Origin of the sequence: Microbacterium sp. LWO13-1.2 (assembly GCF_038397725.1) — a bacterium.
Classification (GTDB): Bacteria; Actinomycetota; Actinomycetes; order Actinomycetales; family Microbacteriaceae; genus Microbacterium.
Genome location: NZ_CP151634.1, coordinates 1,634,673 through 1,660,720, shown reverse-complemented (window position 1 = coordinate 1,660,720; position 26,048 = coordinate 1,634,673). Strand labels below are relative to the sequence as shown.

General features: G+C 67.5%; 18 protein-coding genes. 10 read left to right on the top strand and 8 right to left on the bottom strand.

Annotated elements, in window-relative coordinates:
* The first annotated feature begins 110 nt into the window (after nucleotides 1-110).
* From MRBLWO13_RS07760 to MRBLWO13_RS07735, 6 genes are all read left to right on the top strand, one after another.
* Nucleotides 111-1,448, top strand: coding sequence for a sugar ABC transporter substrate-binding protein (locus MRBLWO13_RS07760; RefSeq protein WP_341977643.1), 1,338 nt, complete (start codon nucleotides 111-113; stop codon nucleotides 1,446-1,448).
* A complete protein-coding gene (locus tag MRBLWO13_RS07755; RefSeq protein ID WP_341977641.1) occupies nucleotides 1,445-2,416 on the top strand; it encodes a sugar ABC transporter permease in 972 nt (323 codons plus the stop codon). Before MRBLWO13_RS07760 ends, MRBLWO13_RS07755 begins: the two co-directional genes overlap by 4 nt.
* Nucleotides 2,413-3,279, top strand: a complete 867-nt coding sequence (locus MRBLWO13_RS07750; RefSeq protein ID WP_341977639.1) for a carbohydrate ABC transporter permease — start codon at nucleotides 2,413-2,415, stop codon at nucleotides 3,277-3,279. Before MRBLWO13_RS07755 ends, MRBLWO13_RS07750 begins: the two co-directional genes overlap by 4 nt.
* Nucleotides 3,280-3,304: 25 nt before the next feature.
* Entirely contained in the window at nucleotides 3,305-4,060 is a 756-nt protein-coding gene (locus MRBLWO13_RS07745; protein WP_341977637.1) for a tyrosine-protein phosphatase, read from the top strand.
* Nucleotides 4,057-5,340 (top strand): alpha-L-fucosidase, encoded by a 1,284-nt coding sequence (locus MRBLWO13_RS07740; RefSeq protein ID WP_341977635.1) that lies wholly within the window; start codon nucleotides 4,057-4,059, stop codon nucleotides 5,338-5,340. The genes MRBLWO13_RS07745 and MRBLWO13_RS07740 overlap by 4 nt, the downstream gene beginning before the upstream one ends.
* A gap of 91 nt (nucleotides 5,341-5,431) precedes the next feature.
* Nucleotides 5,432-6,919, top strand: coding sequence for a polysaccharide lyase 6 family protein (locus MRBLWO13_RS07735; protein WP_341977633.1), 1,488 nt, complete (start codon nucleotides 5,432-5,434; stop codon nucleotides 6,917-6,919).
* 242 nt (nucleotides 6,920-7,161) lie between these two features.
* Here the strand turns inward: MRBLWO13_RS07735 and MRBLWO13_RS07730 are convergent, their stop codons facing one another.
* Together MRBLWO13_RS07730 and MRBLWO13_RS07725 are read right to left on the bottom strand one after the other, a co-directional pair.
* Nucleotides 7,162-8,208, bottom strand: coding sequence for a LacI family DNA-binding transcriptional regulator (locus tag MRBLWO13_RS07730; protein WP_341977631.1), 1,047 nt, complete (start codon nucleotides 8,206-8,208; stop codon nucleotides 7,162-7,164).
* Nucleotides 8,209-8,210: 2 nt separating this feature from the next.
* Nucleotides 8,211-9,542 (bottom strand): mannitol dehydrogenase family protein, encoded by a 1,332-nt coding sequence (locus MRBLWO13_RS07725; protein WP_341977629.1) that lies wholly within the window; start codon nucleotides 9,540-9,542, stop codon nucleotides 8,211-8,213.
* 143 nt (nucleotides 9,543-9,685) lie between these two features.
* Here MRBLWO13_RS07725 and uxaC point away from each other — a divergent pair, with 143 nt between their 5' ends.
* Nucleotides 9,686-11,101 carry a glucuronate isomerase gene (gene uxaC, locus MRBLWO13_RS07720; protein WP_341977627.1) on the top strand — a complete coding sequence of 472 codons (1,416 nt, stop codon included), beginning with the start codon at nucleotides 9,686-9,688 and terminating at the stop codon, nucleotides 11,099-11,101.
* Nucleotides 11,102-11,214: 113 nt separating this feature from the next.
* Here the strand turns inward: uxaC and MRBLWO13_RS07715 are convergent, their stop codons facing one another.
* Both MRBLWO13_RS07715 and MRBLWO13_RS07710 read right to left on the bottom strand, forming a co-directional pair.
* Nucleotides 11,215-13,167, bottom strand: coding sequence for a chondroitinase-B domain-containing protein (locus MRBLWO13_RS07715; protein ID WP_341977625.1), 1,953 nt, complete (start codon nucleotides 13,165-13,167; stop codon nucleotides 11,215-11,217).
* Nucleotides 13,168-13,229: 62 nt separating this feature from the next.
* Entirely contained in the window at nucleotides 13,230-16,715 is a 3,486-nt protein-coding gene (locus MRBLWO13_RS07710) for a discoidin domain-containing protein (protein WP_341977623.1), read from the bottom strand.
* Between the two features lie 197 nt (nucleotides 16,716-16,912).
* Here MRBLWO13_RS07710 and MRBLWO13_RS07705 point away from each other — a divergent pair, with 197 nt between their 5' ends.
* Nucleotides 16,913-17,044 carry a hypothetical protein gene (locus MRBLWO13_RS07705; protein ID WP_341977621.1) on the top strand — a complete coding sequence of 44 codons (132 nt, stop codon included), beginning with the start codon at nucleotides 16,913-16,915 and terminating at the stop codon, nucleotides 17,042-17,044.
* Between the two features lie 26 nt (nucleotides 17,045-17,070).
* Entirely contained in the window at nucleotides 17,071-18,552 is a 1,482-nt protein-coding gene (locus MRBLWO13_RS07700) for an oligopeptide:H+ symporter (RefSeq protein ID WP_341977620.1), read from the top strand.
* 43 nt (nucleotides 18,553-18,595) lie between these two features.
* On the opposite strand, the gene MRBLWO13_RS07695 is transcribed toward MRBLWO13_RS07700, so the two are convergent.
* The 4 genes from MRBLWO13_RS07695 to MRBLWO13_RS07680 are packed head-to-tail and all read right to left on the bottom strand — an operon-like array spanning nucleotide 18,596 to nucleotide 22,562.
* The gene (locus MRBLWO13_RS07695; protein WP_341977618.1) at nucleotides 18,596-19,354 is read right to left on the bottom strand and encodes a TIM barrel protein; all 759 of its coding nucleotides are present in this window, start codon (nucleotides 19,352-19,354) and stop codon (nucleotides 18,596-18,598) included.
* Nucleotides 19,355-19,366: 12 nt separating this feature from the next.
* Nucleotides 19,367-20,233 carry a sugar phosphate isomerase/epimerase family protein gene (locus MRBLWO13_RS07690; RefSeq protein WP_341977616.1) on the bottom strand — a complete coding sequence of 289 codons (867 nt, stop codon included), beginning with the start codon at nucleotides 20,231-20,233 and terminating at the stop codon, nucleotides 19,367-19,369.
* Nucleotides 20,230-21,402, bottom strand: coding sequence for a dihydrodipicolinate synthase family protein (locus MRBLWO13_RS07685; protein WP_341977614.1), 1,173 nt, complete (start codon nucleotides 21,400-21,402; stop codon nucleotides 20,230-20,232). The genes MRBLWO13_RS07690 and MRBLWO13_RS07685 overlap by 4 nt, the downstream gene beginning before the upstream one ends.
* Entirely contained in the window at nucleotides 21,402-22,562 is a 1,161-nt protein-coding gene (locus MRBLWO13_RS07680) for a Gfo/Idh/MocA family oxidoreductase (RefSeq protein ID WP_341977612.1), read from the bottom strand. Before MRBLWO13_RS07680 ends, MRBLWO13_RS07685 begins: the two co-directional genes overlap by 1 nt.
* A 288-nt stretch (nucleotides 22,563-22,850) precedes the next feature.
* On the opposite strand from MRBLWO13_RS07680, the gene MRBLWO13_RS07675 reads away from it, so the two are divergent.
* Nucleotides 22,851-25,958, top strand: coding sequence for an NPCBM/NEW2 domain-containing protein (locus MRBLWO13_RS07675; protein WP_341977610.1), 3,108 nt, complete (start codon nucleotides 22,851-22,853; stop codon nucleotides 25,956-25,958).
* Nucleotides 25,959-26,048 lie beyond the last annotated feature (90 nt).

Genomic DNA, 26,048 nt, shown 5'->3' with positions numbered 1-26,048 from the left:
ATTGAAAGCGAAACATCCGATCAATGATTGACAGTGTTCGCATCCCTAGGTTAGATTCGCCATCGACGTCTTGCAAAGTGGCAAGCGTTTGCCAAAACCCTGGAGAAACCATGCACACAAAGATGAAAGCAGCCGCAGTCCTGGGCGTCGTCACGCTTGCGCTCGCCGGCTGCTCCAGCGCAGCCGCCCCCGAAGGCGACAGCTCGGGCGTCAAGCAGGACGAAGAGGCCGTCCTCGAAGTCTGGACCCGCACCACCCCCGGCAGCCCCAGCGAGGCTGCGACGATCCGACAGGTAGAAGCATTCATGGAGGCAACCGGCTACAAAGCCGAGGTCACCGCGATCTTCGATGACTTCGAGATCAAGCTCGCCCAGCGCGCCGGCCAGAAGGACCTGCCGGACATCGTGCTCAACGACGTCAGCCAGCTCGGCACGATGCAGTCGCAGGGCATCCTCCGCGAGGTCGACCTCAAGGACATCAAGAACTCGAAGAACATGACAGCGCAGGCCCTCGAGGCCGGCAAGGCCATCGACGGCAAGACCTACGGCATCCCCTACTCCGCTCAGGCGAACGCGCTCATGATCCGCAGCGACTGGTTGGCGAACCTCGGACTCGAGGCACCGACCGACTGGGACGAGATGCTCGCCGTCGCCGAGGCGTTCACGAAGAACGACCCCGACGGCAACGGCCAGGCCGACACCTACGGACTCGCCGTTCCCGGTTCGACCAAGCGCGGCTACGCCTCCTGGTACTTCTCGAACTTCCTCTGGGCCGCGGGCGGCGACTTCATCACCGGCTCCGGCGACGAATGGCTGCCGTCGATGACCACGGACGAGGCGATCGAGGCGACGACCTGGTTCCGCGACCTGCAGTGCACGGCCGGCGTCATCCAGCCGGGAGCCCCGAGCATGGACACCCCGCCGACGAACGAGGCCTTCGAGTCCGGCGTCGCGGGCATGTACGTGACCGGCCCCTACATGATGCCGCGCTTCGACAAGGTGCTCGGCGCCGACAAGTACACCGTGGTCCCGGCGCCTGAGGGCCCGAAGGACGCCTCGGTGCTCGCTGAGGGCGGCACGGTCTACCTGATGGCCGGCTCCGAGAACGAGAAGGGTCAGACGGCTTTCGCCGACTGGTACGTCGGCGAAGAATCGCAGACCTACGGCATGGAGGGCACGGATGCCTTCGCCATCCAGCTCCCGGTCAACGAGAAGGTCGACATCAGCGAGGTCCGCGACGACCCCCGCTGGGAGACGTTCGCGACCGCCTACAAGGAGAGCGGCCACTACGCGCCGACCATCCCGAGCTGGACGCCGGTACGCCAGATGAGCGCTGACACCATCAACGCCCTGCTCGCTGACTGCTCCCTCGACGTCGAAGAAGAACTCACCAAGCTCGACGGCAAGCTGACGGCCGAGCTCCTGACGCAGGGAATCCTCAAGCAGTGACAATCCACACAGCCGACGCCGTGAACACGGCAGACGCTCCGAAGTCGGCGGCGGGGACCAGCGTGTCCCCGCCGCCCGCCCGGCGGCGTGGCCGCCATCGCGTACAGGGACAGTGGTGGGTCCCGTGGGCCTTCCTCATGCCCGCCCTGCTGCTGTTCCTCGTCTTCCGCTACATCCCCATGGTCCAGGCCATCGGCATGTCGGTCGAGAACGTCCGCCCTTACCTCGGCAACGAGTTCGTCGGGCTGAAGAACTACGAGACGATCCTCTCCGATCCGGCCTTCCGAGACGCGACGGTCAACACCCTCGTCCTGGCATTCGGCCAGACGCTCGGATGCCTGGTGCTCGGCTTCCTGCTGGCACTCCTCCTCGAGGGCCAGACCCGCAAGCTCTCCTTCATCCGCTCCGCCGCCTTCCTCCCGGTGGTCGTTCCGATGGCCGTGATCGCCGAACTCTGGCGAATCATGTACCACCCGACCGACAACGGGTTCCTGAACTCCATCATCGGGATCGTCGGCCTCGCCCCCAGTGAGTACATCAACAGCCCGGACTCGGCCATGTGGTCGATCATGCTGATGGGCATCTGGCGCGGCGGCCCCTACGACATGATGATCATCCTCGCGGGACTCGCCGGCATCGACCGAGGGCTCTACGAGGCCGCGACCGTCGACGGTGCGAACCGCTGGCAGCGCATCCTGCACGTCACTCTTCCGGGCCTGCGCCCGGTGTTCTCGATCCTGTTCATCCTCGCCGCCATCCGCGGCTTCCGGGTGTTCACCGAGGTGTACCTCATGACCAACGGTGGCCCCAACGGCGCCACCGAGGTCGTGATGACCCTCCTCTACAAACTCGGCCTGGAACAGCAGAAGCTCGGCGTCGGTTCGGCGGGAGCCGTGCTGCTGTTCCTCGCGACGCTGGTGCTGACCCTCGCGGTGCAGCTGATGCTGCGAAGGAAGAAGGACGCATGACCGCCGGAACGGATACCGCTCTCGGACTCACCGAGAGCCGCACCATCGTCGGTATCGGCGTGAAGGTGCTGCTGTACGCGGTCGTCGTCGCACTGTTCGCCGGCCCCCTGCTCGCGCTGCTCTCCGGCGCCTTCAGCGAGGTGACCGACCCGACAGAGCTCAGCATCATTCCGAACCGGCCGACGCTGGAGAACTTCTCCGTCGCGTTCGACTTCGGCGTGCTCGGCTACCTCATGAACTCGTTCTTCGTCGTCGGCTTCGGCCTGCTCCTGCAGGTGATCGTCTCGGTCCTCGCCGGTTACGCCCTCGCCCGCAAGAAGTTCCGCTTCTCGGCGCTGGCGCTGGTCGCGATCCTCGCGACGATGATGCTGCCCGATGAGATCCTCGCGCTGCCGCTGTCGATCCTGTTGGCCGACATCCCCTTCCTGCACATCAACCTGATGGGCACCCTCGCGGGCATGATCGTGCCGATCGGCGCCTGGGCGTTCTCGATCCTGGTGATGACCGAGTTCATGAAGGACGTGCCCCTCGAGCTCGAGGAGGCCGCGCGCATCGACGGTGCCAGCGAGCTGCGCGTGTTCGCACAGATCATCGTGCCGCTGTGCAAGCCGGCCATCGGCGTCATCGGGGTCTTCGGATTCACGATGATCTGGGACCAGTACCTGCTGCCGCTGCTCGTCTCGACCTCGAGCGACACGTACACGCTGCCGCTGGCGCTGCGCACTCTGCGCATCGAACCGGAGGTCACCCCCGGCGTGGTGATGGCGGCATCGCTGCTCGCGCTCGCCCCCTCGGTGATCGTGTTCCTCCTGTTCCAGCGCTCGTTCGCTCGCGGACTCACCTCCGGCGCGCTCAAGGGCTGATCGAACCATGACGGGCGAGCGAGCGATGACAGCGACGACGGAGCCGACGGCGATCGTCGAGATCGACGGCGTGACCGGCTTCCGGGATGTCGGTGGCATTCCCGCAGACGGCGGGGTGATCCGCACAGGGCGACTGTTCCGCTCGGGTCACCTCGCCGGGCTCGGTGCGCAGGGCGCGGATGAGGTCCGCGCCCGCGTGCGCCGCATCGTCGACCTGCGCGCCGATGACGAGGTGGCGGCCGATGTCACGGCGGTCGCCGGCGTCGAGATCACCCGACTGCCTCTCTACCTCGGCTCCACGCGCTCGTTCTTCCTCGAGGACTACAGCCTCGGCGAGATCTATGCGCACCTGCTCGGCGGCGGATCGAACCGGCTGGTGGATGCTGTGCGGATCATCGCCGCGGGCGAGCCGACCCTCGTGCACTGCACGGCCGGCAAGGACCGCACCGGGGTCACGATCGCGCTCGCCCTCGCCGCTGTCGGCGCGGATCGAGAATCCGTCGTCGCCGACTACGCCCTGACCGGCGACCTCATCCCCGCAGAACACCGCCGAGCGACCTCGGAACGGCTGGCGAAGAAGTACCCGCAGTCGAGCCACGCCTGGATGCTCGCCACCGAATCCCCCGCCGAGGTGATGCGCGAGACTCTCGCGAACCTCGATGCCGAGTGGGGCTCCGCCGCCGACTACCTGATCGCCCACGGCCTCACCGCCTCGGAGCTGAGCGCGCTGCGCGCCGCCCTCGTCGAATCCGCACCCACAATCCCGGGAGCCTCGTCATGACAACATCCGCCGATCTCGAGTGGTTCGCAGAAGCGCGCCTCGGCATGTTCGTGCACTGGGGGCTCTACTCCCTCGCCGCCCGCCACGAATGGGTCAAGAACCGCGAACACATGACGGACGCGCAGTACGCGCCGTACTTCGACCACTTCGACCCTGATCGCTACGACCCGCGCGCCTGGGCGCGCACCGCGAAGGATGCCGGTGCCGGCTACGTGGTCCTCACGGCCAAGCACCATGACGGCTTCTGCCTGTGGGATTCGAAGCTCACCGACTACACCTCCGTGAACACCCCGTTCGGCCGCGACGCAGTGGCCGAGTTCGTCGAGGCATGCCGCGCTGAAGGCCTGCGCGTCGGCATCTACTACTCGCTCATCGACTGGCACCACGACAGGTTCCCCGTCGACGGAACCCACCCGCAGCGCGACGATGAGGAGTTCAAGGCGGCGACGGCCGACCGCGACATCCGCGACTACCAGCGCTACCTGCACGGGCAGGTGCGCGAGCTGCTCACCGGCTACGGCCAGATCGACTACCTCTTCTTCGACTTCTCGTACACGCACCGTCCTGACTACTGGGGTGGCAAGGGCGCCGCCGATTGGGATGCCGAGAACCTGCTCTGCCTGGTGCGTGCACTGCAGCCGGGCTGCATCGTGAACGACCGTCTCGGCATTCCCGGCGACATCGTCACCCCCGAGCAGTACCAGCCGCTGAAGCCGATGGAGCGCGACGGCGCTCCCGTGGCCTGGGAGGCATGCCAGACCCTCAACGGCAGCTGGGGCTACGACCGCGACAACCTCGACGTGAAGAGCTCGGAATCGCTGATCAAGCTCCTCATCGACGGCGTCGCGAAGAACGGGAACCTGCTGCTGAACGTCGGGCCCGACGGCCGCGGCCGGATCGACCGCACGGCGCAGCGCACCTTCGACGACATCGCCGCGTGGATGGACGACCACGCCCGCTCGATCCACGGTGCCGGCGCCGCTCCCTGGCAGGCCCCGAACGATGCGCGATACACCCTGCGCGGAGACCGCCTGTACGTGCACCTCTTCTCCTGGCCGTTCAAGCACCTGCACCTGCCCGGACTCGCCGGCAAGGTCCGCTACGCCCAGTTGATGTCGGATGCGTCCGAGCTCGTCCCCTTGCACATCGACCCGAACCGTCAGGCGCAGAACACCTTGATGGGCGGGCTGCCCGATGGCACGCTCACGCTCCAGCTTCCGGTGCAGCGCCCCGAGACCCCCGTCCCGGTGATCGAGCTGTTCCTCACCGAGACCCCCTGACCGCACCTCTCCCCCACCCCACCCCTGGGTCCCTGACCCTGAACCCTGGTCCCTGAGCTCGTCGAAGGGGCCGCCTCAACGAGGAGGAAACATGAAGCGTCGTACGTTCATCCTGTCCGCTGTCGCCGGTGCGGCAGCGATCGCGATCCCGCAGCAGGCGGGAGCATCCGTGTTCGGGGGCCCTGCCTCGGCATCCGTGGCCTCGCGCATCGCACCGCTGCTTCCCGGTCGCGGGCCGTACTCGCACGTCTCGTCGCTGGACGAGCTGCGTACCGCGATCTCCGCGATGACCAACGGTGGAACGATCATCGTCGCCGACGGCACCTACGCGGTGCCCGACGGCGCTCCGATCAGCCTCGCCGGCGCCGGCGGCCGCTGGAACAAGCCGCTCACGATCATGGCCGCATCGATCGGCGGCGTCACCCTCACGGGCGCACAGAGCTTCACCTTCGATGCCACGCACGATCTGGCGCTCCAGGGCTTCGTCTTCACGCAGTCGACGACGTTCGAGATCCCGGCGAGCTGCACGGCGATCACGCTCAGCCGCAACGAGTTCGTGCTCGCCGATATCGAGGGCATGCACTGCGTGATGGTGCGCGCCGACAACACGGTCATCGAGTACAACCACTTCCACAGCAAGTCGACGCTCGGCATCTTCCTCGGCGTCGAGGGCGCGGGGTCGACCGAGATGGCCGAGAATGTGCACATCCACCACAACTACTTCTCCGATCACAGCTTCGCCGGCGACAACGGCGGCGAGCCGATCCGTCTCGGCGTCAGCCCGCGCGCGCTCAGCAGCGCCCACGCACTGGTCGAGTTCAATCTCTTCGAGCGCACGAACGGCGACCCTGAGGCGATCTCGGTGAAGTCCAGCGACAACACGATCCGCTTCAACACCATGCGCGACAGCGGCGGCGGCATCGTGCTGCGTCACGGAAACCGCACCGTCGTGGAGTCGAACCACATCATCCGCGGCCAGCGCGGCATCCGCATCTACGGCAACGACCACGTCATCGTCAACAACTACGTCGGCGAGACGGCAGACACGGCACTGGTGCTCGGCGCCGGCACGCTGCGCGATCACTACGAGGGAGAGCCCGCCAACTCGCGCAACAAGAACGACGCGGCCGACCGCGTCCGCATCGCGCTGAACAACTTCGTCGGCAACACGGGCGGCATCTCCGGAGAGACGCACCGGCCGATCGAGCCGAACGACTGCGTGATCGTCGACAACATCATCCAGGGCGACGTCGGAACGCTCGCCAAGGTGCCCGTGTCGAACGGCTTCACCTGGTCGGGCAACGTTCTCTGGGGCGCTGCCGCCGACGGAGATCTGCCGACGACCGGCTTCACCCGCGTCGACCCGCAGCTCGAGCGGGACTCCGCCGACGTGTGGCGGATCAGTGCATCGAGCCCGGCCATCGACGCCGCGACTCAGGATCACTCCGGCCAGGTGCGAGACGACATCGGCGGCCGCAAGCGCATCGGCGCCGCCGACGTCGGTTGCCATGAGTCGAGCTCGGCGATCGCGAAGCGCGCACCGCTGACCCCGGCTGACGTGGGACCGCTCGCCCCCTGAGCCCCCCCGCGACCGAGGTCGGCGTCCTCCCCCGAGACGCCGACCTCGGCCCGGCCTCATGCCGGCCCCTGCGATCGCGCCGCTCCGGTCCCACTTGACGTCTTCCCCCGCATCCCACACCCGCACGAACTGCGACCGGAATCGGTTTCGAGGCCAGCGGCAAGTACTTCGCTCCCGCGTTTGGCAATCGCTTGCCACACTGTGAAACGTTGCAGAAAGCGAATGCCGCAAGGGCCGCCCGCTCAGCCGGCGGCGATTCCCGTCGAGCCGCGGACGACGAGGCTGGTCGCCAGGTCGAATCCGACGGGAGGAAGAGAGCCCTCGGTCACCCGGCTGAGCAGCGCAGCCATGGCGTGATCGCCCTCCTCCCGCAGCGGCGACTTGACCGTGGTGAGGGGCGGCGACGTGAAGTCGGCGCCGAAGATGTCGTCGAAGCCCAGCACGCTGATGTCCGCCGGGATCCGGATGCCGGTCTCGACGAGCTCCTGCATGAGACCGATCGCGATGAGGTCGTTGTACGCGATGACCGCCGTCGCTCCGCTGTCCCTGGCCGCCATCGCCGCGCTGCGCCCGCCGACGACCGTGGGCGCGACCGGTGCGAGCTGCAGCAGCTCGATGTGGGCCCACTCGCAGCGTTGGGAGAGCAGCTCGCCGCGGTGCCGAGCCATCCAGGACAGCGGAGGACCCGGCACGTATGCGATCCGGCTGTGCCCGAGGCTGCGCAGATGCCGCACGGCCTCGGCGATGCCGTGCTGCACGTCCGGGACCACGGACAGCACGTCCTCGACCAGTCGGTTCACCACGGCGATGGGCTTCTGCCGCGCCAGCGCGCGGATCTGGTCATCCGACATGCGGGGAGTCGCGAGGAGCAGGCCGTCGACCATGCGCAGCATCCGCTGGGCGCTCTCGTACTCGCGCTCGTCCGACTCCTCGGACTCGGTGAGCACCAGGGTGTATCCGGCCCGGGCGGCAGCAGCCTCGGCGCCGCGGATCACGTCGAAGAACACCGGGTTCGTGATGTCGGAGACGACGAGACCGATGATCGAGGTGCGCCCTGTCGGCAGCGCTCGGGCCATCGGATTCACGTGATAGTTGAGCGATTCTGCAGCCGCTCGGATCCGCCGTTCGGTGACGGCATTGACTCTGCCCGGCCTGTTCAGCGCCCGGGACACCGTCGACGGGTTCACGCCGGCCAGCTTGGCGACGTCGTAGATCGTCACACTCTCCGAGCCGGCCGCCGGTGCCCGCTCCGCTCGCAGCTCGGCGTCGGCGGTGCCGTCTTCGGCCATGCTCAGCTCCTCACTGCACCGGCGCTTCGGGGGGCGCCGGTGGGGTCACCCTCCAGCCTACGGAGTTCGCGCCCGATCACGGTGAGCATTGCGTCCGCGGCGGATGCGTCCTGAACCCCGGAGAGCAGCGCTGCGGCGTCGTCGGCGGACTGACCGCCACGCAGGCACCACGCGGCGATGACGGACGCCGGCACCTCCGCGTCCGCACCTGACCGGATGGCGTGCTCGAGCACCGGCACGATGCGGTGCGGCAGCTTGTGCGCGCCGTCGAGTGCGATCTGCGCCAGCTGATGGCGGATGCGCGGATTGGCGAACCGCTGCCGCGTGGCGTCGATCGCGTCCTCAAGTTCATCGGCGGGCAGAGCACAGCTCGAGGCCGCGATCGCCCAGTAGTCCTCGACGAGGGAGCGCAGGTAGGGATCGCCGAAGGCGCCGGCCACATCATCGAACCCGTTGCGCAGTCCGTGATAGGCCAGCAGCGAATGCGCCCCGTTGAGGATGCGCAGCTTGCGCTCCTCGAACGGCGCGAGATCGACGGTCAGCCGCGCACCGCCCCGCTCCCACGCGGGTCGCGGACCGACGAAGCCGTCTTCGATCACCCACTCCGAGAAGGGTTCGGCGACGACGGTCCCCTCGTCGCGGATGCCGGTCGCCTGCTCGACCGCGGTGACGTCGGCAGCCGTCGTCCGCGGCGTGATGCGGTCGACCATCGAGGAGAGGAAGGCGACGTTCTCGTCGATCCAGTCCGGCAGGGTCGCATCGAGCACGGCGGCCGCAGCGAGCACGACGGACCGCGCGATCTCGCCGTTGCCACTGAGGTTGTCGCAGCTGATGACCGTGAGGGGCGGCGCAGCTGCCGCGCGGCGGGCGGCGAGACCGAGAGCGAGACGCACCGGCGCCGTCGCGATCGGAGCATCCGGGGACTGGATCGCATTCCGGAGGTCGGCGTCGATGACGGCGGTGGTGTCGAGCCGGCCGTCGGCCCCGAGCCGATACCCGGCCTCGGTGATGGTCAGCGTGATGACGGCCGTCTGCGGATCGGCGATCACGGATTCCCACTGCGCGCGTTCGGCGCCGTCATGGGCCGAGCGGATGCTGGTGATCTGGGTGAAGTCATCCCCGTCGGCGCTGCGGGTGATCAGCGTGTATGCGCCCTGCCGCGCCTGCAGGATCTGCGCCTGCTCTGGCGATCGTCCGGTGAAGGCGGCGATGCTCCACGGATCGTCCTGATCGGTCGCACGGTGCGTGTACCAGGCCTGGTGTGCACGGTGGAACGCACCGACGCCCAGGTGGGCGATGGTGTGTTCGTCGATGCCCTGTGGACGCTGCGACATGCCGTCTCCTCGTGTTCCCCGCCGACTTCAGCGTCGACTTCGGAACCATTCTATGGCAAGCGGTTGCCATCGTGGGCGAGGCCGGGTAACGTCAACCGTGGCGACGACCGTTCCGTCGCCGCGCACGACCCCCGAAGGACAGCATGCCGACCACGATGATGCACCCGGACCGCCTCTTCCCCAGCGACCCGGCCACCCGGGATATCGCCCGGGATCTCTATCTCCGCGTCAGCGATGCCCCCATCTGCTCCCCGCACGGCCACGTCCCGGCCGCGATGCTCGCCGAGAACGCGCCGTTCGCCTCGCCGACCGACCTGCTGATCACCGGTGACCACTACGTGACCAGGGTGCTGCACGGAGCCGGCGTTCCGCTCGGCCAGGTGCAGGCCCCCGCGGGGGCGCCGCCGGTGGACCCGCGGGAAGCATGGCGCGTGCTCGCCGCGAACTGGCGCCTGTTCCGTGCCACCCCCGTGCAGTACTGGCTGGAGTATCAGCTCGGCGAAGTGTTCGGGGTCACCACCCGGCTGACCCCCGACACGGCCGACCTCGTCTACGACGAGATCGCCGAGCGACTGACCGACGACGCCTACCGGCCGCGCGCCCTCTTCGAACGGTTCGGCGTTGACGTGCTCGCCACCACGGATGACCCTGCCGACGATCTCGCCGCGCACCGCATCCTCGCCGAGGATCCGACGTTCCGCGGCCGCGTGCTGCCGACATTCCGGGCCGACCGCAGCATGGACCCGGCCGCCACCGGCTGGATCGCCGCGCTGGATCGCCTCGCCGCCGCATCCGATATCGCCTGTGATACGCACGCGGGCCTTCTCGCCGCGCTGCGCGCCCGTCGCGCGTACTTCCGCGCCGCTGGCGGCACGGCCACCGACACGGGCGTGGCGGATGCCTGGGCTCTCCCCTTGGACGACGCCGAGGCCGAGCGCATCCATGCTGCAGGCCTGCGCGGAACAGCCACTGTCGCCGAGGGCACGGCCTACCGCCGCGACATCCTCTACCGCCTCATCGAGATGTCCGCCGAGGACGGCATGGTGATGCAGCTGCATCCGGGCGTGCACCGGAACCACCATGAGCCCACGCTCGAGCGCCACGGCGCCGACACCGGCCACGACCTGCCCCTGCCGACCACGTTCACCGAGCCGCTGCGACGGGCGCTGAACGACTTCGGCACCGACACACAGCTGCGGCTCGTGCTGTTCACCGTCGACGAGACCGCGTTCTCGCGAGAGCTCGCTCCGCTCGCCGGCTTCTACCCCAGCGTGTACGTCGGAGCTCCGTGGTGGTTCCTGGACACTCCGGATGCCATGGAGCGCTATCGCCGCTCGATCACCGACAGCGCCGGCTTCGCGAAGACCTCCGGGTTCATCGACGACACCAGGGCATTCTGCTCGATCCCCGCGCGGCACGATATGGCACGCAGAGCGGATGCCTCGTACCTGGCCTCCCTCGTCGCCACCCACCGGCTCACCGAGGCGGATGCCGCCGACATCGCCGACGACCTGGTCCGGCGCATCCCCTACGACACGTTCCGCATCCCGCAGGCCTGAGTCGCGGCATCCGCCGCCCGCCGCTACGGTGCGCCCACCGCACATCCGTCCACAGGGATGGAAAAGGCCGGTGAAGATCGATCTTCACCGGCCTTTTCCATCTCTCCCTGCGACTACGGGGCGGTCGGCCCCACGTTCGACGTGGTCAGCGGAGCGCGGGTCGCCGCGTTGCTGGTGACCTCATGCGCACCGACGTCGTAGGTGCCGGAGCGCTGGCGTCCCTCGATGTCGTCTGTGGCCCAGGTCCCATGGTTGGTCATGAACGCCGCGTTCACCGCGGGACTCGACGAGCCGATCTTCCACACTCCGGCCGAGTCCTGAGCGAGCTGCGGGTTCACCCGCGTGTAGCCCACTGTCGGGATGTTCCCATTGGCGGCCGAGCCCCACAGGATGTTGCCGCGCCAGTAGAAGTCCTGCATGAGCGGCACATCTGCGAGGTTGCCGGTGGCGCCCTGGAAGATGTTGTCCACGATGGTGACGTTGAGCGGCTTGACCGTGCGGTGCGTCTCGCCGGCGAGGCCGTTGACGTTGTTCGCCACGGTGTTCAGGCCGATACGAACACGGTCGGGGGCATCGTACTTCTTCCGCGAATCGGCGCTCTCGCCCACGAAGTGGTCGCGCACCGTGCCCGAGCCGACGACGATCGCACCGTCGTCGTTGCTGATGCCACTCACGTAGTTGTTCATGATGACGTGGTCGTTGCCGTAGATGCGGATGCCGTTGTCACCGTTCAGGATGTAGTTCGACAGCACCTTGTTGTCGTTGCCGTGGCGCAGCACGATGCCGCCGACGCTGTCGCGGATCGTGTTGTACCGGATGGTGTGCCCGCTCGACTTGACCGAAATCGTCTCCGGGTCTCCATTGGCGTTCTCGAACAGGTTGTACTCCACGATCGCGCCGCCGCTGGAGAGCGCCTTCGGGCTGGTGCCGAGCCGGATCGACTCGCCGCCGTTGGTGCCGGTGAAGTTGTGGTCGGAGAAGTAGTTGTGGTGGATGTGGGAGTTCTTGGCGACGGTGTCGCTGCCGGGGCCCTCGATGCCGAGGTAGACGCCGAGCGAGTCCTTGCCGTGGAACCAGTTGTACGCGATCTCCGAGTCGTCCGAGCGGACGATCAGGTTGTGCTCCGCCGCGTCGGAGAACGCGAACTCGTTGCGGACGAAGTCCACCGCCTTGCTGCTCGAGCCCACGTCGATCGTCGTCGACTGTGTGAACTTGAAGCCCTGGATGCTGACGTACTGCACGCTCGAGAAGCTGAAGCTCGACGCGCCGGTCAGCGTCACGCCGCCGACGGTCTCGGCTTTGATGGTCACCGGCGCGGACGAGCTTCCGGAGGCGCTGGATCCGAGGCTCACCGCGGAGGAGACGCTGTAGCTGCCGTTCTTCAGCACGATCGTGTCACCGGGGTCGGAGCTGTTGATCGCGCTCTGCAGCTGCGAGATCGAGGTGACGAGGGTCTGCCCGGCGGGAACGGTCGGGGTCGGGGTGGGCGTCGGGGTGGGAGTGCCGCCGCCGGTGCTGCCGAAGACCTGCAGTTCGTACAGGGAGTAGCCGTAGGCCGTACCGCGCGCGGTGCCGTGGACCCGCAGGTAGCGGCCTGTGCCGTTGAGGCCCGTGATGTCGTCGGTGCCGCCGTTGCCGGCCGTCTCATCCTTGAGCGTGGTCCAGGTCGTGCCGTCGACCGAGATCTGCACCTTGTACTTGCTGGCGTAGGCGGCCTCCCAATTCAGGAGCACGCGCGAGACCGTCGCACCCTCGCCGAGATCGACCGTGATCCACTGCGGGTCGACGTACTCGACGCTCGCCCATCGCGTGGTGGTCGATCCGTCGACGGCGTTGCTCGCCGGGAAGGAGGAGGTCTCGACCGAGGAGGCCGTGGTGGGACGTCCCTGCGAGATGAGGGTCTCGGCGAGCGGACCGACCTCGGTCGCGCTGAGCGGGCCGGCCTGGCCGAACGCCGTCGCCGGGACTGTTTCCTGGGCGCTCGCGTGCGCGGCACTGCCGACCACGACCGCTCCGGTCACTGAGAGCGCCGCCGCGGCGGCGGCCGCGACGACACGCTGTGTCATGTTCAACATTCAGACTCCGATCTTCATTGATTCAGTGGGGGTTGACGCACGAGGCTCACCCATCACGGTGTCACCGTGACGTTCGTGAGCCCCGTGACGGCGTTCGCGACGGTGTTCGACGCGTAGACCTTGTTGGGGTTGCTCGAGCACTTCGACGTCGACGAGATGAACACCGCGTACTTGCCCACACCGCCGAGGTTCGAGGTGTTGGAGCGCCAGATGTTCCCGCACCCGTAGCCGGTCAGCGGGTTGTGCGTCTCATAGCCGTTGACGAAGGTGCCCGGCGAGGAGAAGGTGCCGGTGTTGTTCTCGATGAGGTAGCCGTTGCCCTTCACGTCGATCCAGGAATCGGCCGAGTTCTCGCCGGAGATGCCCTTGCCGTCGAACTTGTTCCCTCGGATGACGCCGCCCTCGGTGCCTTCCTTGATGTCGATGTGCTCAGCGGCGATGCCGGGCCCGAACGTGTTGTCGAGAACCTGCACACGGTCAGAGCGGTCTCGCCCGCTGGAATCTCCGTAGCAGTCGAAGTTCGAGTTCGCGGAACCGAGGTAAACGCCCTCGCCGTAGCCGGGCTTGACCAATCCGACGCGGGTGATCTCCGAGTTCCGGATGGTCCCGTCGGCCGAGGAACGACGGAAGTGCACGCCTTCCTCCTCGATGTCTCGCACGAGCACGCCGTCGATGCTGACGTGGGTGGCCGTGTCGAGCACGATCCCCTTCTTCGACTCCGCGACCGTGACGCCCTTCACGTTCCAGTACGACGCACCGAACAGCCAGAGTCCGTAGCCGGAGTTCCAACCGGATGTCGGCTGCGGGCATCCGGACAGCGTCCCGGACGTGCCGTTGTTGATGATGATCGCGCTGCGCGGACCCGTGAGAGTGATCGGCTTGGCCGCCGTACCGGAGTCGGTGGCGATGAAGCTGCCGCGGTACGTGCCGGCCGCGAGTCGGATCGTCTGCCCTGGCTCGGCCGCAGTCAGAGCGGCACTGAGCTCGGCGGCGGTGTCGACATCGACGATGTCACCGCTACCGGGGCCCGGGTCGACGGGGCCGCCCGGTGTTCCTGCCGTGCCGTAGACCTGCAGCTCCCACAGCGAGTAGCCGTAGGTGGTGCCGCGCGCGGTGCCGAATACGCGGAGGTACCGGCCCGTGCCGGCCAAGCCCGTGAACTCGTCCGTGCCGCCGTTGCCTGCGGTCTCCGTCTTCAGAGGCGTCCAGGTCGAGCCGTCGGTGGACATCTCCACACGGTATTTCGACGCGTAGGCGGCCTCCCATTTCAGGACGACCTTCGAGACCTTGGCCCCGGTGCCGAGGTCGACTGTGATCCACTGCGGGTCGACGCCTTCCGTGCTCGCCCAGCGCGTGGTCATGGAGCCATCGACGGCATGGGACGCGGGGAACTCGGAGGTCTCCACGGAGGATGCCGTGACCGGCTTCCCCTGCGAGATGAGGGTCTCCGTCGGGTTCGACGTCGGTGTCGGTGTCGGTGTCGGTGTCGGTGTCGGTGTCGGTGTCGGTGTCGGTGTCGGTGTCGGTGTCGGCGTGGGTGTCGTGGTCGGCGTCGGCGTCGGCGTGGCTGTTGGCGTTCCGCCACCGCCTCCCGTGACGGACTTGAGGAACAGCGAGTCCCCAGCATCCGTCAACTCGTCATGCACGCCGTGCCCATCTCCGTAGTCCAGCGTCTCGCGAGACGCCCAGTCGGTGATCGGGGTGCCGCCTTGATCGAGGTGGTGCCAGCCGGTGCCGTTCCAACCGAACTGGAGAATACGGTGCCGGTCGGGCAGATAAGGCGTGTAGGCCGCCGCGTCGTCACCCAGCTGCTTGCTCATGTCGTTGTTGAAGAAGACGTTCATCGGCCCGGACGAACCAGACCACTTCACCGCCTTCTGGCCGGCACCCCACCAGATCGGGAACCAGTTCGAGTCGTCCGGCCCGCCGCCGCCTTCCTCACCGCAGTTGGAGCTGCAGTTTCCGGAACGGTGCGCATAGGGCACGGTGACCTTGTTGAGCTCGAAGAGGTTGTTGCGCTCCCACCCGCCGTGCAGGTTCAGGTCGGAGTCGAAATCGTTGCCGATCACGACGTTGCCCGATGCCGCCCACTGGAACGTGAAGTGGCGGAGGTTGCGAGAGATGTTGTCGGCGTAGAGCGAGTCCCAGACGCGCGAACCACGGAAGTAGCCGTTGCCGCCCTTGCCCTTGTTCCACGAGCCGTCGAGCTTGTTGTCGACGATCTGCAGGTTCTTCGCCTCTTCGGTGACGATCGGATGCGATCCGGTCATCTCCGCGCGGATGCCGCGCACCCACGAGTCGGCAGCCCACTTGAACACGATGCCGTGCATCGCCTGGTCGGGAGCAAGGTTGCCGTAGTTGTTCTTCGCGTCTGCGGCATCCGCCCCCTCGATCACCTGGGTGAAGGCGAGCGACTCGATTCCGACGCCGACGACGGGATCGACGATCGGCGATGCCTTCGAGGCATAGACCTTGCCGCCGATACCGGCCGATCCGTCGGAGGTCGAGTTCACCGGAACGTCGTATTCGAGCGGCTTGTCGAGCGTGATGGTGCGGGCGGTGGAGTCGCTCGCGACGATGCGGAAGATCTGCTGGCGCATGTGCAGGTTCTGCAGCGGATGCGTGGCCTGCACCGCCTCCTGCTCTTCGTAGAACTTGATCGAGTTGGCTGCTCTGATGTTGACGAGAGCGCCGACCCCGAGAGTCGTCATCGATCCCGTCGTGGCGAGGTGCACGACGGTGTCACCGGCACGGGCGGAGTAACCGGCATCGCCGTTCTTGGCGCGCAGCGCGACGCCGACCTTCCAGTGCACGTTGACGGTGCCCTCGAAGAGGTCCTTGCGGTTCGCGGGGGCGGCGGCGTAGTCGCTCGCATACGCCGTGTGCACGCCGCGCGACTGCACGCGGAACAGACCGCGTCCCGGCCACAGCCAGCCGCCGGTGCCCTGACCCGAGGTCATCGCGTCCTTGTCCCACTCGGATCCGTCGGGGGTGATCGTGTCGTAGCGGGTGGCGGCATCCGGTCGATAGACGAGCGTGGTGCCGGTCGCCGCATCCGATCCCGCACCACGGATGACGAGGTAGTCGGCGTCGACGTGCAGCTCGCCGGTGACGTCGAGCTGCCCTGCCGGAAGCGTGATGCGGCTGAGGTTGTCGAAGCCGGCTGTCGGCGAGCAGCCGGTGCGGATCGCGTCGATCGCGGCTTGGATCCCCGCGGTGTCATCGACGCCGTCGCCGGCGGTCACGCCGTGTGTGCTGGTCATCTCGGCCGCCGTGATGTCGCATGCCGCGCGGGGGGCGAGGGCGGCGGTGTTCGGGAGCTCTGCACCGCCGCGGTAGCCGGCCTTGCTCCAGTCATAGAGGCCGGTGATCGGGGCGCGCCGGTTGCCTGCGCTGAGATCGAGACCCTCGGTGATGCCCGGCTCTGCGGCGGATGCCGGAGCAGTGGCGGACTGCACCGCCAGGCCGAGCGGGATCGCGACGATCACCGCGGCGAGCGCGGCGATGGATCTGCGGACGGAAGGATGAGCGTGCGACATCGGTGTCTCCTACTCGGCGGGAACTGCTTCTCGACGGTTCGTGCGCCACGTGATTAGTAAACGTTCTTACCGTTCAGTAGCGTGCCGCCTCAGAGTATCTGGCAAACGGTTGCCATTCAATGGAGAAACTGATCTTTTTCACGGCGCCCCTCTCGCGGCCGCGCCACGACCGTTGTGGGAAATCATGAAATGTCGCCGTGATGTTGGCCGACAACAACAAGGCGACGGCGGCGCGACCGCCCACACTTTGGTACATCGCGATGCGCCGTCGACGTGAACTCGTCAACGATTCCCGGCGCATCGATGAGCTCGCGGCAGTGCAGCCGTGAGACGCCGAGCCCGGAGGTTGAAGAACATGTCCCAGACTGCAGAGCGAGAAGACGACGCGACAGTCGAGGCCCGGCCCCCGCGAACGATCCTCGGGCACCCCATCGGCCTCGCCAACCTCCTCGGAGTCGAACTGTGGGAGAGGTTCTCGTTCTACGGCATGGTGACGATCCTGCCGTACTACCTCTACTACTCCCTCGACGAAGGCGGGCTGGGCATCCCGCAGCCCGCCGCACTGGGATTCGTCGGGGCGTACGCAGGATTGGTGTACCTGTCGACCATGCTCGGCAGCTGGCTGGCGGATCGCGTGCTCGGAATGGAGCGCATGGTCTTCTACGGCGGGTTCGTCGTGATGCTCGGTCATGTCGCACTGGCACTGCTGCCGGAATTCGGTGGCGTCTCGACCGGGCTGGTGCTCGTGGCGATCGGAGCCGGGGCGCTCAAGGCGAACGCATCGTCCCTGCTCGGCACGCTGTACGCCCGGGATGACCGGCGAACGGACAGCGGATTCTCGATCTTCTATCTCGGCATCACTGTCGGTTCCTTCTTCGGACCGCTGCTGACCGGCCTGCTGAACGACTCGCGCGGCTTCCACTTCGCGTTCGGCGCAGCGGCGGTCGGCATGCTCCTCGGGCTCGTGCAGTACGTGGCTTTCCGTCGCAACCTCGGCACGGCCGGAAAAGCTCCAGGCAACCCGCTGCCGCGCACTGCGATCACGAGAACGGTCGTACTCGCCGTCGCGGCCGCCTCGGTCGTCGCCGCCGCGTTGCTGACCGGGGTGGTGAATCTGTCGAACCTTGCGCAGGTGCTGAGCATCGTCGTTTCACTTGCGGCCGTCGTGTACTTCGTGGTCATCCTGACCAGCCCGAAGGTGACGAAGGACGAGCGCTCCAGGGTCCGGGCTTTCATCCCCATGTTCCTGTCCATCACCGTCTTCGCTGCTCTGTTCACCCAGATGTTCACGGCATTCGCCGCCTACTCCGACGAGCGGATCGACTGGAACATCTTCGGGTGGACGGCCCCGTCATCCTGGCTGTTCCTCGCGGAGACCGTCTGGGTGATGCCGCTGCTCGCGATGGCCAGCGCGATCTGGGTCCGCCTGGGGGACCGTGCTCCGTCCACGCCGACGAAGCTCGGCGTGGGAATCATGCTCAGTGGAATCTGCTTCCTGCTGTTCCTGCCGTTCGCGGGCGGCACCGGCAAGACGACCCCGGCCCTGTACGTCTTCCTCATCCTCCTGATCCTCGCCGTCGCCGAGGTGCTCGTCGCGCCGATCGGACTCGCGGTGACGACGAAGCTCGCGCCTCAGGCCTTCCGTGCGCAGCTGATGGCGCTGTACTTCATCGCCTCAGCCCTTGGATCCTCGCTCTCCGGCGTGATCGGAAGCTTTTACCACTCGACGAGCGAGTTCGCCTATTTCCTGGTGATCGGCCTCGCGGGCGTCGCCGCGGGCGGCCTGATGTTCGCCTTCGGTCCGTGGATCCGTCGCCACCTGGGGCGCGTGCGCTGACACCGGATGCCGTTCACCCGCCGTCCCTCGCCGATTCTGAAGATCAGCGGGAAAGGTATCCGCGCAAGGCCGCGGCTTCGGAAGCGAGGAGGTCCGGGTCGGCGTCGGGAATGAACTCGAGCAGGGCGTCGCGTGGAGGGCGCTCGGCGGCGGATGCTGCCGCGAAGAACCGACTCCACAGCTCATCGCGGGCGCGCAGCGGCAGCCTCTCATTCGTCGGCCACCAGGAGAAGACATGCGCGGCGCTCGTATGCGCCGCGATCGCGCGGTACTCGGCGAGCGCGACATCATCGGGCGCCGCGACCGTCGGCTGCCAGTAGGTGGTGAGCGCGGCGCTGCCGACATCGGCAAGGAGCCGCAGCGTCGTCGGCGCCGTGTCGGCGAGGGTTCCGGAGTGGAACTCGAGCGCCAATCCGATCCCCCTCGCGGACGCCTCGGACGTCGCCGACTGGAGCCGCGCGACGGTGCCGGCCCAGTCCGCCTGGGTCGCCTCACCCGAGCCGACAGGGCCGGCCCAGATACGGATGCGATCGGCTCCGAGCGCCTCGGCGCTGTCCAGGATCGGAGTGAGCTCCTCCCCCGACCCCGCCCGGAAGTACGAGCCGTACGAGCAGACGGCGAGTCCGGCATCCACCGTCGCCCGAGCGACCTGCGCGGCGCGCACGGCGTCACCGGGCGGGACGTGCACGTCGCCGCCCCACTCGATCACCTCGAGCCCGGCGTCCGCCGCCAGCCCCACGATCCGCTCGGGCGGGAGCTCCCGGAAAGTCACCGAGCACAGCCCCGGCCTGATCGTCGTCATACGTTCATCCTGTCAGGGCAGGTGCGGGGCGACTACGGCGCCGAACGCCTCGGCGGTGCGACGGACGACATCGGCGGGAGCATCCGCCCAGATGTCGGCGTTGAAGAGCTCCACCTCGATGTCGCGGACGTACCCGGTCTCGATCACCGCACGCGTGAGCGCACCGAAGTCGATCACACCATCACCCATGTAGTGCCGTGACAGCAGCACGTCCGCGGCCAGCGGCGTCTTCCAGTCGCACACCTGGTACGTGGCGATGCGCCCCTCGCGGCCGGCTCGAGCGATCTGCTCGAACACCTGCGGGTCCCACCAGATGTGGAACGTGTCGACGGCGGCTCCGACCACATCGGGGTCGAAGTCGGCGGCGATATCGAGTGCCTGACCGAGAGTCGAGACGACGGCACGGTCGGAGGCGTACATCGGATGCAGGGGCTCGATCGCAAGCGTCACGCCCGCCGCCTTCGCATCCGGTGCGAGCGTGCCGATCGCGTCGCGCACACGCTCTCGCGCGCCGACGAGGTCGCGGGACCCCTCCGGCAACCCGCCGGCGACGAGCACCAGCACGGCCGTCGATCCTTCGGCGCCCGCGGCGGCGAGTGTCGCGGTCTCCTCGATCGCCCGGCGGTTGTCATCGAGCGCGGCATCCCGCTCCGGCCCCTCCGGCAGCGTGAAGAAGCCGCCACGGCAGTGGGTCGAGAAACGCAGACCGGAATCGGACAGCATCCGCGCGGCGACGTCGAGGCCGACCGCGTTCACCGGCTCGCGCCAGAGTCCGATGGACTGCACTCCGGCTTCGGCCGTGACCTGAAGCGCCGTGGCGAGGTCGGCGTACTTGATGGTGGCCTGGTTGATCGACAGACGCGGGTGGGCGGCGCTCATGCGTCCACTCCGTTCACGCGCAGCATCCCGTGCCAGCGCTCGCGCGCGAGCTCTGGATTCTCCAGGGCGAGCGAGGCGTTCGCGAGCTCGACGATGCGGCTCAGGTGCGGCAGGCTGCGGGCGGAGTGCAGGCCGCCGACCATCTGGAACGCGGGCTGGTGCCCGTTCAACCAGGAGAGGAACGCGACGCCCGTCTTGTAATAGAACGTCGGCGCGGCGAACACCTGACGGCTGAGCTCCTCGGTCGGGCCGAGGATCTCCAGGTATCGAGCGGGGTCGCCGGCGTCGAGCGCCTGGATCGCTGCGGATGCCACCGGAGTGATCGCCGCGAATGCGCCGAGCAGCGCATCGGAGTGGCTGTCGCCCTGTCCGACGGTGTCGCCTCCGATGAGGCCGACGTAGTTGAAGTCGTCACCGGTGAACATGCGCACGCCCTCGGGCAACTGCGATCGCACCGAGATCTCGGACTCCGCGTTCAGCAGGCTCATCTTCACACCGGCGACCTTGCCTGGGTTCTCGCCGATGATCTCCAGCAGCACCTGGGATGCCGTCTGCCAGTCGTCCGCGCCGAAGTATCCGGCCAGCTCCGGGTCGAAAGCGGTGCCGAGCCAGTGCAGCACGACCGGAGTCGTGGCCGTCTCGAGGACCGCGCGGTACACGCGACGGTAGTCGGCGGCATCCTGCGCCACCCTGGCGAGATGGCGGGAGGCCATCAGCACAGGACCTGCGCCCTGCTCCTCGGTGAAGTGCAGCTGCTCCTTGTACGCGTCGATCACCTGATCGAGCGAGATGCGGGAATCAAGAACGTGATCGGTGTTCACGCCCACGACGACCGAACCGCCCTCCTCACGGGCGACCTCGGCGCTGCGGGAGATCAGCTCGCGCGTGGCCGCGGCATCCAGCCCCATGTTGCGCTGCGCGGTGTCCATCGCGTCGGCGACGCCGAGGCCCCACGAGTAGACGTTGCGGCGGAACGCGAGAGTCGAATCCCAGTCGATGTCGGCCGGCTGACCCGGAGTGTTGTCGGCCGAGACGCGCGGCACGACGTGCGCTGCGGCGTAGGCGACTCGGCTCCGCAGCGGAGCCGTCGGTCGCGCATAGGCTCCCGCGGCGTTCAGCGGCGCTTCGGACAGGGACCCGTCGGCGGCGAGAAGCGTCAGCCCTGCCATCAGAGGGACAGCTTCTCGATGGCGACCTTGCGTCCTTCGGCACTCGAGATGAGACCGGCCTCCGCGAACTGCACGCCCTTCGCACCCGCGAGCAGGTCGAACGGGTAGACGGTGCCGAACACGTACGACTCCAGGTACTCCTCCCACTGCTGGCGGAAGCCGTTGAGGAACACGTCGTTGGTCGGCACGTTCTGCCAGTCGGCGTCGTAGTCGCGGGTGTCCTCGAGGTCCGGGTTCCAGACCGGCTTCGGAGTGGCGTTGCGCGGCTGGATCTTCGCCCCGAACAGACCGACGACAGCGGAGCCGTGGGTGCCGTCGACCTGGAACTCGACGAGCTCGTCGCGGTTGACGCGGACGGTCCAGCTCGAGTTGATCTCGGCGACGATGCCGCCCTCGATCTCGAAGATGCCGTATGCAGCGTCCTCGGCGGTTGCGGTGTACTTCTCGCCGTTCTCATCCCAGCGCTCCGGGATGTGCGTCGCCGCCTGCGCGTAGACGCTCTTCACCTCGCCGAAGAGGTTCTCCAGCACGTAGTTCCAGTGCGGGAACATGTCGCTGATGATGCCGCCGCCGTCTTCGGTGCGGTAGTTCCAGCTCGGCCGCTGAGCCGGCTGCCAGTCACCCTCGAAGACCCAGTAGCCGAACTCGCCGCGCACCGAGAGGATGCGGCCGAAGAAGCCGGAGTCGATGAGGCGCTTGAGCTTCTGCAGGCCGGGCAGGTAGAGCTTGTCGTGCACGACGCCGGTCTTGACGCCGGCTTCCTGGGCGAGGCGCGCGAGCTCGAGGGCCTCTTCGAGGGACTCGGCGGTCGGCTTCTCGGTGTAGATCGCCTTGCCTGCGGCGATCGCCTTGCGGATCGCGGATGCGCGGGCCTTCGTGACCAGGAAGTCGGCGTAGATCTCCCACCGCGGGTCGGCGAGCGCCGCGTCGAGGTCGGTCGTCCAGTCCTCGATGCCGTGGAGGGCAGCGAGCTCGGCGAGCTTCTGCTCGCTGCGGCCGACGAGGATCGGCTTGACCGTGACGCGGGTGCCGTCGGAGAGTTCGATGCCGCCCTGGTCGCGGATCGCGAGGATCGAGCGCACGAGGTGCTGCCGGTAGCCCATGCGCCCGGAGACGCCGTTCATGATGATCCCGATCTCGCGGGTCGTCGTCTGTGACATTGCTGGTCCGTTCTCTGGGAAGTCGTTGCGCCGCCATTCGGGTAAGCGCTTTCCGACAGCATGCCACGGTTCCGTGAGGACTGCAAGCGACTCCTCCCGCCGCGGCGCTTCGCAGAGCGCAAACGGCTGGATCTCGCCGCCAGATGGAGCCGTTTGCGCTCTGCGAAGAAGACGACATCGGCATGTTCAACTCTGTTCATCTGTTCACGTCTGTGCAGCCGCGGCTGTCACGATGACAGCAGCCGTCTCCCGACGACGGCTCATCATGCTGATTCGAGGAGGAGTCACGTGCACAAGACACGAACACGGATGCTGGCGGCAATCGCGGCGAGCGCGATCTGCCTGACCGCAGCACCCCTCTCGGCCGCGGCCGTCGAGGGCCTGCCCGGCGGAGTCCACTACGCCAGCGATCTCGACTGGATCACGGCGGACAACGGCTGGGGACCGGTCGAGAGGGACTTCAACAACGGCGCCAGAGCCGTCCCCGACACCACGCGCCAGAAAATCTCCATCCGCGGCACCGTCTACGACAAGGGACTCGGCACGCACGCTCCCTCGAAGATCGTCTACGAGGTGAACCAGGAGTGCACGCAACTGCTCGGCTACGTCGGGATCGACGACAGCCAGGCGGGCAAGGGACGCGTCGACTTCGTGGTCGCCGTCGACGGTGTGGAGCAGTTCCGTCTGCAGCGCACCGGCTCCGATCCTGCTGGCCGGTTGAACCTCGATCTCCGGGGTGCCGACCTGATCGAGCTCCGCGCCGAAGCGGGCCCTGAGGGGAACGGCAACGATCACGCGGACTGGGCCGACCTGAGGTTCAACTGCACCGACGCCTTCCTCGCGCAGCCCCTCACGCTCACTCCGCAGGACGCGGATCTCTCGCTGCTCTCGCCGGGGATGCCCGTCACCCTGCGGGTCGAAGGCGCGAACCCGCAGACCCCGGTGACCGTTGCGTTCGACGGCGAGCCGACCGTCACCAACGCCGACGATCAGGGCGTCGCCCTCGTGACATTCGTCGTGCCGGCAGACGCCCAGAAGGGCGACCACACGATCACCGCGTCCGCTCCGTCTCTGTTCGACACGATCGCCGAGGGGACCATCGCGGCACGCGTCGTGCGCGTCTCCGACCAGGCCTACTTCGTCGACTGCTCGCGCGAGGAACCGGGCGACGGCACCGAGCAGGCGCCGTTCTCGTCGCTGGAGGAACTGGCCGGCGTCGGCGCGTTCTACCCCGGCGAGCGCGTGCTGTTCCGGCGCGGCACCGAATGCCTCGGCACCTTCGCCCCGAACGGGTCCGGCTTCGACGACGCGCCGATCGTGGTCTCCGGTTACGGCGAGGGTGAACAGAAGGCCACGATCAACGGGAACGGCGCCCTCGCCGGCATCCACCTGCTGAACGTGAGCAACTGGACCGTCGACGGGATGCGGGTGATCAATCCGGGCACCCCCGATCAGCGCCGCGTCGGCATTCTTTACGAGATCAATGACGGCACCGTGCGACGAGGAGTCGTGCTCACGAACAACCACGTCGAGAAGGTCGCCGGCTGGTCAGACAAGACCACACTCGGCAATGCGTTCTCCCGTTCGGCCGGAATCTCGGTGCTCGGTGACGGCGTCGGAGCATTCGCGGGCATCACGATCACCGACAACGAGGTGAACGACACCGCGGCCGGCGGAATCAAGCTCTCCGCGCCGGACACGACGAAGCTCTACAACACCGACGTCTACGTCGCCCGCAACGACATCCACGACGTCGGCGGAGACGGCATCGTGATCCACAACTCCGACAAGCCGGTCATCGAGTACAACTCGGCGATCGACCTCGGACACGGCGAGTACCCGTTCATCAACGGCAACTTCGCCGGCATGTGGCCGTACAACTCGGTCGACCCGCTGTTCCAGTACAACGTGGTCGGCAACAGCGTGCGCTCGATCTACGACTCCACCGCGTGGGACTGCGACATGAAGATCAAGGGCACGTGCACGTTCCAGTACAACTACTCATACGGCAACGCCGGCGGCTTCTACCTGGACTGCATCTCCGGCTGCGGGACGGCCTCCACGACGGCGAACGCCGTGCTCCGCTACAACGTCTCGCAGGACGACTGCCGCCTCGGCGGCGCCAGCGGAGGTCCCGGTATGCACCTCATCTACAACAACACCTTCTCGTGCATGAACCGACCGTTCGAAGACGACATGACCGCGCCGCGTGAGATGAAGAACAATATTTTCATCGCGCCGGGCGGAACGTTGAAGACCGCGAACGCCGTGTACTCGAACAACGCGTACTCGGGTGGCATCCAGCCCCCGGCGATCGAGACCGGCGCGGTCACCGCCGATCCCGGCCTGATCGCGGCGGGCAGCGGCCAGCAGACGCGTGAGCTGCCCGGCTATCGCCTCGCGGTGGGCTCGCCCCTGATCGGTGCGGGCACGGCGATCGCCGACGCCGGTGCGCAGGACTTCTTCGGGAACCCGATCCCCGCGGATGCTCCGAACATCGGCGCCGATCAGGGAACCGGGGTCGCCGTCGCCCCACTCCCCTTCACCGCCCTGGTCAACCAGACGTCGGTGGCGAGCGCGGCGAATCCGCGCAACGGCGCGATCACGACCGACTACCGGGTGTTCTCCGCGTCGGCGCTGGCGGACGCCGGACTGCGGGTCGGCGAGCAGGTCAGGGCGTTCGACACCGAGATCGACTGGCATCCGAATGCGATCGGCACGCCGGACACCGTGAAGGCGGCCGGGCAGCAGTTGGCGCTCGAAGGATCCGGCGATGCTCTCGTCGTGGTCGGCTTCTCGACGGGGCAGGCGACCGCCGGAACGGCGACGGTGCACTATCAGGACGGCAGCAGCCAGAAGGTCGTGATCGAACTGCCGCTGTGGTCGACGGCGGACGCCGGCAGCGACCCCGACACGACCCTCATCGGCAGCGCCTCGTCGTATCTGAAGCGCGACCGCCCGTATCTCGGCGGCACCGTCGCCGAGATCCAGGGCGCGGCATCCGTCTTCGCGCAGCGGATTCCGCTGTCCGGGAAGCCGGTCGCCAGTGTGACGCTGCCCGCGGGCAGCGCGATGGTGGGCGAAGGGCTGAACCTGTTCGGTGCCGGACTGCATCAGGCCGACGTGAACGCGGCGGCCTCAGTGAGCACCCGCTGCAACGGCGGCAAGGCAGAGCTCGCCGTGACAGTGAGCAGTTCGGAGAACCGGGCGATCACGGTCACCGTGACGACACCATTGGGCACCAAAGCCGATCAGCGCCTCGCATCCGGGAAATCGATGACGGTGTCTTTCAAGGCCCCGCTGCGGTTCCCTGCCGGAACCGTCGAGGTGACGGCGACGGCCGGCGGCGACACCACCACACTCGAGGTCCCCTACGCAGCGCGCAGCTGCCGCTGAACCCTTCACCCGGGCGGCACGTCTCTCGCGAGAGACGTGCCGCCCGGACTCACGCAGGATGCATGCCCATGAACACGCCCACCCGGCGAC